At 72.1% G+C, this 12986-nt stretch carries 8 protein-coding genes; 3 read left to right on the top strand and 5 right to left on the bottom strand.

All coding sequences use genetic code 11. The features are described 5' to 3' along the window. Positions 1-12 precede the first annotated feature (12 nt). Both ACTMVF_RS15840 and galE read right to left on the bottom strand, forming a co-directional pair. On the bottom strand, positions 13-3168 hold the full coding sequence (locus tag ACTMVF_RS15840; RefSeq protein ID WP_441271657.1) for a putative bifunctional diguanylate cyclase/phosphodiesterase: 3156 nt from the start codon (positions 3166-3168) through the stop codon (positions 13-15). 208 nt (positions 3169-3376) lie between these two features. Beyond that, positions 3377-4465 carry a UDP-glucose 4-epimerase GalE gene (gene galE / locus ACTMVF_RS15835; RefSeq protein WP_441271656.1) on the bottom strand — a complete coding sequence of 363 codons (1089 nt, stop codon included), beginning with the start codon at positions 4463-4465 and terminating at the stop codon, positions 3377-3379. Positions 4466-4684: 219 nt separating this feature from the next. Between galE and ACTMVF_RS15830 the strand changes: the two genes are divergently transcribed. Further along, positions 4685-6838 (top strand): glycosyltransferase, encoded by a 2154-nt coding sequence (locus ACTMVF_RS15830; RefSeq protein WP_441271655.1) that lies wholly within the window; start codon positions 4685-4687, stop codon positions 6836-6838. Beyond that, the gene (locus ACTMVF_RS15825; RefSeq protein WP_441271654.1) at positions 6835-7617 is read left to right on the top strand and encodes a polysaccharide deacetylase family protein; all 783 of its coding nucleotides are present in this window, start codon (positions 6835-6837) and stop codon (positions 7615-7617) included. Before ACTMVF_RS15830 ends, ACTMVF_RS15825 begins: the two co-directional genes overlap by 4 nt. Positions 7618-7653: 36 nt before the next feature. On the opposite strand, the gene ACTMVF_RS15820 is transcribed toward ACTMVF_RS15825, so the two are convergent. The 3 genes from ACTMVF_RS15820 to ACTMVF_RS15810 are packed head-to-tail and all read right to left on the bottom strand — an operon-like array spanning position 7654 to position 11579. Beyond that, positions 7654-8808, bottom strand: coding sequence for a glycosyltransferase (locus ACTMVF_RS15820; RefSeq protein WP_441271653.1), 1155 nt, complete (start codon positions 8806-8808; stop codon positions 7654-7656). Continuing rightward, positions 8805-10148, bottom strand: a complete 1344-nt coding sequence (locus ACTMVF_RS15815; RefSeq protein WP_441271652.1) for a carboxylate--amine ligase — start codon at positions 10146-10148, stop codon at positions 8805-8807. The genes ACTMVF_RS15820 and ACTMVF_RS15815 overlap by 4 nt, the downstream gene beginning before the upstream one ends. 12 nt (positions 10149-10160) lie before the next feature. After that, positions 10161-11579 (bottom strand): exopolysaccharide biosynthesis polyprenyl glycosylphosphotransferase, encoded by a 1419-nt coding sequence (locus ACTMVF_RS15810; protein WP_441271651.1) that lies wholly within the window; start codon positions 11577-11579, stop codon positions 10161-10163. Positions 11580-11704: 125 nt separating this feature from the next. On the opposite strand from ACTMVF_RS15810, the gene ACTMVF_RS15805 reads away from it, so the two are divergent. Then, complete coding sequence (locus ACTMVF_RS15805) at positions 11705-12943, top strand: NAD(P)-binding domain-containing protein (RefSeq protein WP_441271650.1); 1239 nt, start codon at positions 11705-11707, stop codon at positions 12941-12943. The last annotated feature ends 43 nt before the right edge of the window (positions 12944-12986 follow it).

Raw genomic sequence — 12986 nt, 5'->3', positions numbered from 1 at the left:
GCTCCCTCTCGTTCAGGCCCGCGGTGACGGCCGGACGCGGCCGTGCTGCTGGAGCACGGCCTCTCCCTGCTCCACCGTCATCGGCCGTGCGAACAGGTAGCCCTGCCCGTACCCGCAGCCGATGTCCGCCAGCAGCTCCCACTGCTGCCGCTCCTCGATGCCCTCGGCGATCACCTGGAGCCCGAGCGTGTCGGCGAGGTGGACGATGCCCTCGACGAGGGCGACCTGTCGGGGGTCCTGCGGGATGTCGTCGATGAACGTCTTGTCGATCTTGAGTACGTCGATGGGGAAGTCCCGGAGATAGCGCAGCGAGGAGTAGCCGGTGCCGAAGTCGTCGACGGCGATGCGCACGCCGAGGTCCTTCAGCGCCCGGATGAGTGTGTCGATCTGCTCGGTGCGCTGCATGAGCACCGACTCGGTGAGCTCCAGCAACAGCGTGCCCGGGACCAGACCGGCGGTGTTCACGGCCCCGCACACCTCGTGCAGGAAGCCCGTGTCCCGCCACTGCCGGGCGGACACGTTGACGCTGAGGTACGGCGGACTGGTCCGCGGGGTGCGGTGCTGCAGCCGGGCGATGTCGGCCGTGGCGTGGTGCAGCACCCAGGTGCCCAGCGCCGAGATGTGGCCGGTCTCCTCGGCGAGCGGGATGAACTGCCCCGGGGGGACCGGATCGGTTCCGAGGCGCGGCCAGCGGGCCAGCGCCTCGAAGCCCACGACCTCGCCCGCGGCGATGTCCACGACGGGCTGGTAGCACAGCGTGAACTCCTCTTCGGCGATCGCGCTGTCGAGGCGGGCCTGGAGGTCGTGGCGTTCCACCACGCGGGCACGCTGCTGGGGCTGGAAGCGGCGCCACTGGCGCTTCCCGGAGGCCTTGGCCGCGTACAGGGCCAGGTCGGCGAGGGCCAGCAGTTCCTCGGCGTTCGTGCTGTCCTTGGCCGTGGCCACCCCCACGCTGGCGGAGATGTTCACCGACTCGTCGGCCAGCTGGAACGGCCGGTTGACCGTCTGGATCACCTGCGCAGCCAGGAGTTCGGCGTCGAGGGGCTGCTTCGCATCCTCCATGAGCACGGCGAACTCGTCTCCGCCGAGCCGGGCCGCCGTGTCGGTGCGGCGCAGGGTGCCCGACAGTCGCTCTCCCACGGCGCGCAGCAGCTGGTCGCCGACCGAGTGGCCCAGCGTGTCGTTGACGATCTTGAAGTCGTCCAGGTCGATGAAGAGCAGACAGGTCATCGTCGATTCCCGGCGACTGCGCAGCAGCGCGCGAGCCGTCCGCTCCAGCAGCAGGGTCCGGTTGGGCAGACCGGTCAGCGAGTCGTGGAAGGCCCGCTGGGTGAGCTCGTGCTCCAGCTGACGCTGCTCGGTGACGTCCCGCAGCGTCACGACCAGCCCGCCCACGGTCCGGTCCTGCCGCAGGTCACGGCAGCGCACCTCGACCTCGATGCGGCCGGTCTCCCGTGCCACCCACCAGTGGTCGTGCGCCTCCTGCCGCCCGCTGCTCCGCAGGGCCGTCAGGGTCCGGATCACCCGGTCTCGGTCCTGCGGATCCAGCAGTTCCGGCAGCTGTCTCCCGGTCAGCTCGACGCTGCCGCCGAACACGGCCTGCGCGGACGGAGTGGCGTAACGGACGGTGGTGTCGTCGTTGACGATGAGGATGACGTCCGTGGCGTTGTGCACCAGGGTGCGGAAATATGCCTCGTTCTCCTTGCGGATGATCTCCCGCCGCAGCGCGATGCGCTCCGTCGCCAGCCCCGCGTGCGAGGCCAGGATCTCCAGCGAGCCGCGCATCTCGGCGAGCTGCCGTTCGGGGCCGGCCGCCAGCAGTGCGCCCGGAAGCTCGCCGCCCGCCGGGCGGTCGGGCTGGACCATGGGGCAGACCAGGGCCGTCGGCAGGTCCCCGAGCCGGACGGCTATGTCCGGCCCGACCAGGGTGACGGGGAGCAGGAGGGTGCGGTGGTGGGCCGGGTCGGCCGGCCCGCTCCGCGAGGGCTCGGCACGGTCCATCTCCCGTCGACCGGCGAGGTACGCGGGAGATCTCGCAAGGCGCTTGTACAGGTACTGGGCCTCCCGGGCCGACAGCAGCATGGTCACGTGGGGGGCCTTCGGCGCGAACAGCGTGGAGACCGCCACTTCGCAGGCTCGGGCGACCTCCTCCTCCCAGACGGCCGACACCAGGGAGGTGGCCGCTGTGCGCAGTGCCTGTTCCCGTGCCACGGCCTTTCGGTGCACCACGATCATCACCGCCAGCCGCAGGATCACCAGCAGGAACAGCACACCCGAGAACGCGGCCAGCACCGCCGCGTCGTGGCGCACGCGGCCCAGGCGTTCCTCGTAGACCAGGACCGCGGGTGGGATCAGCGTGGCCGCGGTGAGCAGCAGTAGCCGGCGCCAGGGCAGCAGCACGGACTGCGGCTGGGACTCCGACGCGGTGAGCTCCGCCATGGAGGGGTGCAGCGCGGCCAGTCCCCACGCCGTGTAGAAGACGATCCAGCCGGAGTCCCACAGCGTGCCGGTCTGCCAGCTGCCGTTGAGCTGGAGGATCCCGTAGGCGATGTCGAAGCAGAGCAGCGTGAGGGTGCCCACGACGAGCAGTTGGACGGCGGGATTGGAGCCGGACACGGGACTGGGGGCGAGCAGCCGCATGAGGAGTGCCAGCACCAGGATGTCCCCGAGCGGGTAGGCGATACTGATCGCGCGTTGCTCCCAGGTGAGGCCCTCCAGCCGGGCGAGTGGCTGCACCAGATAGACCCAGACCGGCAGCGCGAGCCCCGCGGTGATGATCAGCGCGTCCAGCAGGCTGGGCAGGTCATGGTCCACCCAGCGGTACCGCACCAGACCGAACAGCCCCATGGCGAACAGGGGATACACGGCGAGGTAGCAGGCATCCGCCGGGGACGGGAACGGATTGGACGCGTCGAAGTACGCCTCCTGCGCGTTGTAGTAGGCGTCGCCCGCGGCGAAGGCCAGCAGCCCGGTCGCGAGCACCCACCACGGCCAGCGGTGCGCGGGCCGGTGGATGTGCACGCCGGTGAGGACTGCCGCGGCGCCTGCCAGCCCGATGACCGCCCACAAGGGTGTGAGCAGGTTCGGGATGGTCATGTACAGGCCGGTGATAACCCCTACCAGCGCGATGTGGGCGACCATCAGCCGATGCGCCGTCAGCAAGGACACGCGCCTCCCCGAATCGGAGGAGACCAGGCTGTGCGAGAGGCGCCGACTTCGGCCTCCTCCATCGATCGTAGACGCGGCGGGCGCCCTGCTGCATCTCGTCCCCCGGCCCATGGAGCGGGTCGGGAGACGCCTCCGCGGCAACCATGTCCAGCGCCGGTGCCGGCCCGACCCACGGACCTTGCGGACAGCCGGGCGCCGCACCACGGCACTACTCCGCCGGGCCCGGTCGCCAAGCGGAGTCGGCGTAGCCGTGCGGGTTGAGCCGCTGGAAGCGCCAGGCGTCCCGGCACAGGTCGGCGAGATCCCGGGTGGGGTGCCAGCCCCAGGCACGTGCCACCGCCGTCGGGTCGACGACGAGTTCGGCGACGTCCCCCGGGCGGCGCGGCCGGACGTCGTAGGGGATCGGCTTTCCGCACTCCCTGGAGAACGCGTCGACGACATCGAGGACGGAACTGCCCTGTCCGACGCCCAGGTTGTACACGTGCATGCCGGTCCCGTCGGCGAGGTGGTCGAGGGCGACGCGGTGCGCCTCGACCGCGTCCATGACGTGGAGGTAGTCGCGGATCGCGGTTCCGTCGTGTGTCGGGTAGTCGCCGCCGAAGATCTCGAGCCGCTCGCGTCGGCCGCCGGCCACCTGGGCGAGGTACGGCACCAGGTGGTCGGACGCGGTGCGGGGATCCTCGCCGAGCAGTCCGCTGGGGTGGGCCCCGGCCGGCCCGGAGTACCGCAGGCACAGGACGGTGTACTCGGGGCAGCGGTGGCAGACGTCCGCGAGGATCTGCTCGCAGATCCACTTCGAGGCCGCGTACGAGTTGGTGGGTCGCGCCGGGGTGGTCTCGTCGAGCCGCCCGGGCCCGGCGTCGCCGTAGATCCAGCAGGACGAGCGGTACACGAGCCGGTGCACGCCGTGCTCGTGCATGGCCCCCAGCAGGGCGGTCGTGCCGCCGATGTTGGTGTCGTAGTACTCGATGGGCATCCGTGTCGACTTCCCCGCGGCCTTGTGCGCGGCAAAGTGCACGACGGCGTCCACGGGGTGTCGGTCGAAGACGGCCGACAGGGCGTGCCGATCACGGATGTCCAGCTCGTAGACGGCACCGACGAAGCGGCCGGCGATCCGCTCCACGCGGGCGAAGACCTGCGGAGTGCTGTTGGAGTAGTCGTCGACCACGATCACCTCGTAGCCGTGGTCGAGGAGCTCCACGCAGGCATGACTGCCGATGAAGCCGGCCCCTCCGGTGACCAGAACGGTCGACGGAGTCCACGGAGCTTCACTTCCCTCGGCTGCTCTGCTTGCCATGGCAGGACTCTCCTGCTGACGACCACCGTACGTTTACGGCGTATATATACAACTTTCGGACACGAGGGCTCCGGCGTCAAGGCTGCCGACCGGCCTCGCCTCACCTTGACCACTGCCCCTTTTGGGATAAAGTGTACGCATACGTCGTAAACCTCCGAAGAAGCCCATGTGACGGCCGCCGTGCAGCTCTTCTGGAGGCGTCCTCTTCGAGGAGGGCATATGAACCGTCCACTGCGCGTCACGGCGGTCACGACCGCGGGGATCCTCGGCGGTGCGGAAGTCTGGCTGCTGTCGTTGCTCGATGCCACGGACCGGCTGGATGTGGACGCGGTGATGCTGGGGGAAGGACCCCTCGGCGAGCAGTTCCGTCGCCGGGGGGTGCCCTGTGTCACGCGCCCCACGGGCCGGACCGGAGCGGCGATCGTGGCTTCCGCGCTGTCGCTCGCGCGCCGGCTGCGGGCGGACCCGCCGGACGTGGTCCTCGCCAACGGGATCAAGGCGGCGTGCGTGTGCGGCCCTGCCGCGTGGCTCACCGGGGTGCGATGCGTGTGGGTCAAGCACGACTACACCCACCCCCGTCTGATGAGGCTGCTGGCCACGCTCATCGACGACTGCGTGGGGACCGCGGAGGGACTGGTCGTCGCCTCGCGGCATCCCCGGGCCGTCCTCGTACCGTTCCCCGCCCCGGAAGGCACCGCACTGCCGCGCGAGGCCGCCCGGGAGGAGCTGGCACGGCACGGCGCGCGGCTCGACGGGCATGACGAGCCGTTGCTGCTCACCGTCAGCCGGCTGGTCCGCAACAAGGGAGTGGACGACGCGATCGAGGCCTTGGCGAAGCCCGGGGGCGAGAGCTGGCGGCTGGCCGTGGTCGGAGGCGAGGATCCGACCGAACCGGGAGAGCAGGGCCGGCTCTCGCGGCTGGCCGCCGACCTCGCAGTGGACGACCGTGTCGACTTCACGGGCTGGATCCAGGACGCCTGGCGGATCATCCCCGGCGCGGACGCGGCCGCCGTGCTGACCAAGCCCACCCCGGCCATGCCCCATCCCGAGGGGTTCGGGGCGGTCGCACTGGAGGCGATGCGCTCCGCGGTGCCGGTGATCACCACACCTGGGCCCGTCGCCGACCGAGTGGCCGAGCCGGGCACCGCACACGCCGGGATCGCCGTGCCACCCGGTGACGCCACCGAGGTGGGCCTGGCGCTCCGCCGCTTGGCGGACAGCGACACCCGCCTCGCCATGGGCGCGGTCGGACACCGTCTGACCGCTTCCCACCCGGGCCCGGCCGACTGCGCCGGACGGCTGGTACAGGTCCTGTCCGAGGCCGCCCGGCTGCCCGGTGCGGGACTGACCGGGACCGCGCCGGTCTCCGTGGTGACCACCGTGCTCGACGAGGCCGACGTGATCGACCGGCTGCTCGGCCTGCTGGTTCCCCAACTGGTCGAGGACGGGGACGAGATCGTCGTCGTCGACGGTGGCTCGACGGACGACACGGCCGACCGGGTCGAGGCGTGGGCCTCGAAGGATGTCCGCATCCGCCCGCTGCGGCTCCCCGGCTCGACCATCGCGGCCGGCCGCAACGCCGGTGTGCGCGCGGCGAGCAACCCGCTCATCGCCTGCACCGACGCGGGCTGCGACCCCGATCCGGACTGGCTGGCCCAACTGCGCGCGGCGGCGGCGGAGCCCGCCCCGCCCGGCCTGATCACCGGCGTCTATCGGGCCGACGCCCAGGGGGCGTTGGGCCGGGCCATGTCGGCGGTGGGCTATCCGGTGCCCGAGGAGGCCCGTCATTCGGGACCGTGGACCCGCGTGTACTGCCGGCTGCTCGGCCGGGGACTGGACGCGGCCATGCCCACCGGGCGTTCGGTCGCCTTCTCCCGCTCGGCCTGGCAGGACGCCGGGGGCTTTCCCGAGCATCTGCGCACGGCTGAGGACGTGCTCTTCGGCCGCGCCGTGGTCGCAGCAGGCCACCGGGCGGTCCTGGCCTCCTCCGCCGAAGTGGGCTGGGAGCAGCGGCCGACACTGCGTCGGACCGCGGCGATGTACTTCCGTTACGGCGAGGGCGGCGGACGGTCGGCCGCCCCGCGCCTGGTCGGCCGGGACATGGCCAGAGCGTGCGCCTACGCCATCGGCTTCACCGCGGTGGTGACGGGTCCGCGCGCCCGTTCTGCCGCGGCCGCCGGGTTCGCGGCGTATGTGTCACTGCCGCTCACCAGGGCCGTCCGCCGACGCCACTGGACGGCCCTGCCGCTCGTCCCCTTCGCCGCGGTGGTGCGCGACCTCGCCAAGGCGGCCGGGGCCGGGCGTGGGCTGGCCTCCTGGGTGCGGTCGGGCGGGGCGGCCGCGGACGGTCCGGACAAGGACGGTGCCCGATGAGTCACTCGAGTCATGCCCACACGCTCAGGCAACCGCTGGTGTTGATGTACCACGGTGTCGGCGTCCGCCCGGCGAGCCTGGACCCGTTCTGCCTGTTCGTCCCGCCGGCCACCCTCCACCGGCAGCTGCGAGGGCTGCGCGAGCGGGGCTGGACGCCCCTGACACTCGGCCGGTACCTGAGCGGTGACTTCCCCAGGCGCAGTGTGCTGGTGACGTTCGACGACGGTTACCGGGCCCTGCTGGACGAAGGGGTGCCGGTCCTGCGGCAACTGGGGTTCCCCGCCACCGCGTTCGTTCTCAGCGGCGTGCTCGGCGGTACCTCCACGTGGATGGCCGACATGCCCGACGAGCCGCTGCTCGACGCCGACGGCGCGCGCGCCCTGGCCGACGCGGGGCTCGACGTCGAATGCCACGGCTGGGACCACAGCGACCTGGCGAACGCCGGGGCCGGGACCCTCGGCCGCAACCTCGTGGATGCCGCGGCCGTGCTGGCCGACATCATCGGAAGGCGCGTCCGCGCGTTCGCCTACCCCTATGGAACGCACGACGCCGCCGCACGCAGAGCGGTGGCCGACGCCGGATTCGAGGTCGCGTTCAGCGTGCACGACGGCGCCGGGCGCTACGCGGTCCCGCGCGTCGACATCAACGCCACCGAGGTCGACGCGACCTTCCGGTTGAAGACCTGGCGGGCCTACCCCGCCATGCGCCGGATGTCCGGCGCGGTGCCCTTGCTGCGCCCTGCCCTGCACTCGCTCGTCGGCTTCGCCCAACGGCCCTGACCGCGTACCTGACCAGGTAACACGTACCTGACCACGTCAGAGGATGCCCGTGTCCGCATCCCGGGCGCGGGCATCGTCGTAGACACGGAGGGCATCGTCGTACACGGTGTACATGCGCTCGACGACCTGCCGTACGTCGTGATGGCGGCGGATGTGTGCCTGCGCCTCCGCGCCGAGCCCTCGGCTAGTCGCCGGATCGGCGAGCAGGCGGGCCACCGCGGCTGCGAGCGCGCCCGGCTCCTCCAACGGGACGACCGCGAACGGTACATGGCGGGGTGGGAGGAACTCCCGCGCTCCCGGCACATCGGTGACGACGACGGGGCGGGAGCAGGCCATGGCTTCCAGCGGCGCGAGCGCCATGCCCGCTTCCCAGCGAGAGGCCAGGACCACGAGATCGGCCGCGAGATACCAGTCGTGAGGGTCGACGACGGCTCCGGCGAACCCGACGGTCGAGGACGCCCGTGCCGCCAGGACCGAACGGTCCGGCCCGCCCCCGACCAGGACCAGCCGCGCCTGGGGCATCCCCTGCTCGACCTCCGCCCAGGCGTCGAGCAGTACGTCCTGCCCCTTCTGACGGCAAAGACGCGCCACGCACACGGCCAGGGGGCCGGTGTCGCACACCCCGAGCCGGTGTCGCGCGGCGTCACGGGAGGAGGCTTCCGGTGGGGTCAGCCAGTCGAGGTCCACCCCATTGCGTACGACGGTGTACCGGGACCGGATGCCGGCGGCCACGCCGTGGGCACGCTCGCCCTCGCTGACGCACACCACCTGGTGCGCCCAGCGCGCTCCCGCCCTCTCCCACCGCACCGCGGCCGTCCGCAGGGCGGCGGACACGGCGTCGAACGACCAGGCGTGCGGCTGATAGACGGTCGGCAGCCGCCCGCGTATCGCCAGGCGGCCGGCGAGGCCCGCCTTCGCACTGTGCAGGTGCACCACGTCCGGACGCACCATGTCCACGATGTGCCGCACTCCGGCCACCTCGCGTGGGAGTGCCGGACCGGGAGCGCGCACCGCGTCCCACCGCACCACTCGGGCCCCGCGCTCCGCGGCCGTCCACCCCAGCGTGCCGACGGTCGGACAGGCCACGGTCACCCGGTCGCCTCTCGCGCACTGCCCGGCGGCCAGGTCCGTGACGACGCGGGCGACGCCCGCGTCGCTCGGCTGCGCGATGTGCAGAATGGCCCGTCTCACGGCGCTGCGCCCTTCTGCGGCAGGAGTCGACCTCCGGGAGCCGAGACGGTGTCGCGCGGCGCCGCCGCCTCGCCGGGCGCACCGTCTCCCGCAACGCCCTTGTCCGGGTCGCCCTTGTCCGGAGCGCCTTGGGCCGCAGCGACCCTGGCCCGCAGGGGCTTCGTCAGCCGCCGTGCCACGGTGCCGCTGAAGCGCACCGCCTCGGCAACCGCGGGCACGGGATCATCCCGGCTCAGCCAGGCCCGTTCGAGGTTGCGCCGCGGCAGCGGCTCCGGGAGCCGGCGTTCGCGCCAGGCGGTCACCGTGGCCGACACGGCGTCCAGATTCCCCACGATGAAGCCTCGGCCGTGGATCTGAGACCCGTCGGGAAGGTGCCGGCCCGTCAGGTCCAGGTACATCGCGCGGACCACGTCCAGTTCCTGGGCCGTGCGGAAGAGGCGGAACTGCTGTCCGAACCGAGGGTTGAAGTCGACCAGCTTGTAGCGGCCGTCACGCCGGTCGAACCGCCAGTCGAGGTCCGCGATCCCGCAGTAGCCGATCGCCCGGCACAGTTCGGCGGCCAGCGTCGCGAGGGCGGTGTTGGGGCGCGCCCACGCCCGGGTGGTGAGGCCCGACTTGGGCGGCCAGGAGCGCAACTTGTGCCCCGTGAACACGAGCCGGGGTATGCCTCCCGCGCCGCAGTAGAGGTGGGTGAACCATTCCTCGGCGATGTCGAGAGGGATGTACTCCTGCACGATGACGGAGGGAGACTCGGCCGTCCCGCACCGGGCGAGCAGTTCCTCCTCGTCGTGAACCACTGTGGTGTGCCCCATCGCCGAGTCGTTCAACTTGGTGAACGGCTCCCTGTCCTTGAGAACCACCGGATAGCCCCATTCCCGACCCACCGCGACCAACTCGGCCCGGCTGACCGGCGATCGGGTCCGGGGCGTGGGCACCCCGTGTTCCTGGCAGACCCGGTGCAGCCCCTCCTTGCTGGCCACCCTGCGGGGCAGCGCGGGCGGCACGGGCGGCAGCACGAACCATTCGGCCAGGCGACCGGCGTTCTCCGCCAGCAGGACGGCGGCCTCGTCCCCCTCCGCGACAGCCACGGTGCGGCGCCCGATCTCGCGGCCGATCTGCAGGAGGACCGAGACGAGTTCCGAGGTGTCCTCCGCGCCGGTCGTCGGGCGGACGAAGCGGCCGGCCAGGTGGCGTGAGAGGGCGACCGGGGTGAACCGGTCCTCGACCATGGCGTACGCCGGTACGCCCATGCGCCCCAGGGTGCGCACCACCCCGAGCCCGCCGTGGAGCTGGGGGAAACGTCCCACCTTGACGAGCAGTGCCGGTACAGGGTCTGTCATGGTGACTCCCGGTCAGCACGCGCCGTTGCGGCGCACCACGGCGGACGGCGTCCGCAGCAGGATGGACAGGTCCAGGGCGGGCGACCAGTTCTCGACGTAGCTCACGTCGAGCCGGTCCCGCTCGTCGGCAGGCAGGCAGGCACGTCCACTGACCTGCCACAACCCGCTCATGCCCGGCTTCACCAGCAGCCGGTGACTCCCGTCCTCGCTCAGGGCGGCGACCTCGTCCTTCACCAGCGGCCGTGGGCCGACGAGCGACATATGGCCGGCCACCACGTTGAACAGCTGCGGCAGTTCGTCCAGTGAGGACGAGCGCAGGAACGCCCCCGCCCTGGTGACGCGCGGGTCGTCGACGATCTTGAAGTACCGGTCGCAGCCGTAGCGGTTGAGATGGGCGAGTTCGCGCTTGAGCCGGTCCGCGCCCCGGTGCATCGACCGGAACTTCACCAGGGTGAACTCACGGCCGTCGCGCCCGATCCGGCGCTCCCGGAAGAACGCCGGCCCCGGACTGTCGAGCCGCACCCATACGGCGATGGCCGCCATCAGCGGCGCCAGCAACAGGATGCCCAGCAAGGCCAGCAGACGGTCGGTCAGCTCCTTCGGCACGCGAGAGCGCGCGGAGAGCCTGGGGGCGCGCAGGCGCAGCAGGGGCACCCCGGCGACCGGGCGTACGGCCAGCCTCCCGGGCGCCACGTCGGCGAGGACCGGCGCCAGCATCAGGTCGACGCCCGCGGCCCGCAGCTCCCAGGACAATCGTCGCAGCCTCTCGGCGCCCAGCTCCGGGCCCGGCAGCGCGATGACGGCGTCGCAGTCGGTCCGCCGTACCGCCGTGAGGAGGTCCTGGACGCCGTCCGACCCTCCGGCGCCGCCGCGGAGCGCGGCTGGTCCGATGGGGCACACGCCGACCACCAGCGGCCCGGCGTCGCGGCCTGCGCGCAGCGCGGCGATCAGTTCGGCGGCGGACTCCGCCGGCCCGAACACGAGCACTCGTTCGGCCTTGCGGCCCCGGCCTGTGGGGGTGCGCAGCCTCGCCCGCCGGTAGTGGCGCAGCCCGACCGTCAGACCCGCGGTGAGCGGCAGTGCGAACAGCGCGTCGTGCAGCAGCTCGTCGCGCGGTGCGAACCACCAGGCGGCACCGGCCGCCGTGGCGGCCAGGGAGGCCGTCCGCAGGATCCGGCGGGAGCAGTCCGCATCGTCGGTGCCGGGCCCGTACGCCCCTTGCCACGCCAGAAGGAGGAGCCAGAGCGGGACGAGCACGGCCGGCACCGGCCAGCGTTGAAAGAGCAGATACACCCCGCCCGCGGGGAGGGCCGCGGCCAGCGAGTCGACCGCGAGCAGGGCCGGGACCGAAGAACCGCGTCGGCGGCGCCTGCGCGGCCTTTCCGCGGTCTTCGCCGGTCCGGTGCTGGTCGTTTCCGCTACGACGGCCACGGCTCGCTACCTCACCTCTGCCCGACCTTGAATGCCCAGATATGTACGTTTACGATGTATATATACATACGCCGGATATGGGCCGACAGTCAAGAAGTCGCTGATCGGAAGGTGGCCCAGAGACCATGAAGCCTCCAGGAGACGTCAAAGTCGCCGTGGTGGGAGCAGGCCCCTACGGGCTCTCCATCGCCGCACACCTCCGGGAACGCCAAGTGCCCTACCGGATCTTCGGGGAGCCGATGGAGGGCTGGCGCTCGCACATGCCGCGCGAGATGTACCTCAAGTCCTCTCCGTTCTCCTCGTCGATCTCAGCCCCCGCTCCCGGGCACGGGCTCGGGGACTTCCGCGCCCAGGAGGGCCGCCACCCGGGCCGTGAGCGGGAACCGGTGCCGCTGTCGGAGTTCGTGCGCTACGGACTCTGGTTCCAGCACAGCTGCGTTCCCGAGCTGGAGCGGACCGAGGTGCGCGGTGTCCACCGCCGCCCGGACGGGTTCCGGGTCACGCTGGACTCCGGGGAGGAGTTCACCGCCTCCGCCGTGGTCGTCGCCGCGGGAGTCAGCTCCTTCGCCCATGTACCGCGCGAGTTGGCCGGGCTGCGGGAAGACGGCCTCGTCTCCCATACCGCCGACCACACGGACCTGTCGGTGTTCTCGGGCCGGCATGTCATCGTGGTGGGCGGCGGCCAGTCCGCCCTGGAGACCTCGGCCTTGCTGAACGAGGTCGGAGCGGAGCCCGCGGTGGTCGCACGCACCCGCCCGTCCTTCGGGCCCGCCCCGGAGTCCGACCGGGCGCAGGACCGTCCGCTCCACGCCCGACTGCTGTGGCCGGAGGCCGTGATGGGTACCGGCTGGCCGCTGGTGGTCTGCAGCCGCGGTCCCGGGGCCATCCGCCACCTGCCGGCCCGTATCCGCGCCCACCTGCTGCGTACGGTCCTGGGACCGTCCGGAGCCTGGTGGCTTCGCGAGCGCGTGCAGGGCCGCGTCCCGGTGCTGTCCGGCCGTAGCCTCCACTCGGCGGCGCGCCAGAACGGCGGAGTACGGCTGGAGGTACGGAACCCCGGCGGAGACGTGGAGACCCTGTACGCCGACCACGTCATCGCGGGCACCGGATACCGGGTCGACATCGACCGGGTGGAGCTGCTGAGCCCCGAGCTGCGCCGGGCGGTGCGCAGGAACGCCGCCGATCAGCCTCAGCTGGCCAGTGCGCCGCAGTTGTCCGCCGACTTCCAGGCATCGGTGCCGGGCCTGTACTTCGCGGGGCTGGCTGCCGCCCCCACCTTCGGGCCACTGCTGCGGTTCGTGTGCGGTACGGGATTCACCGCGCGCCGGATCAGCGCTTCACTGGCGGCGACCCACGCGGCGTAGCGTCGCGCGCGGCGTAGGACCGCGCCGCCCGACTCGGCCAGGA

This window comes from Streptomyces sp. SD31 (genome assembly GCF_052068475.1).
GTDB lineage: Bacteria > Actinomycetota > Actinomycetes > Streptomycetales > Streptomycetaceae > Streptomyces.
Note: the sequence above shows the minus strand (reverse complement) of the source record. Positions and strands in the feature narration are given on the sequence as shown.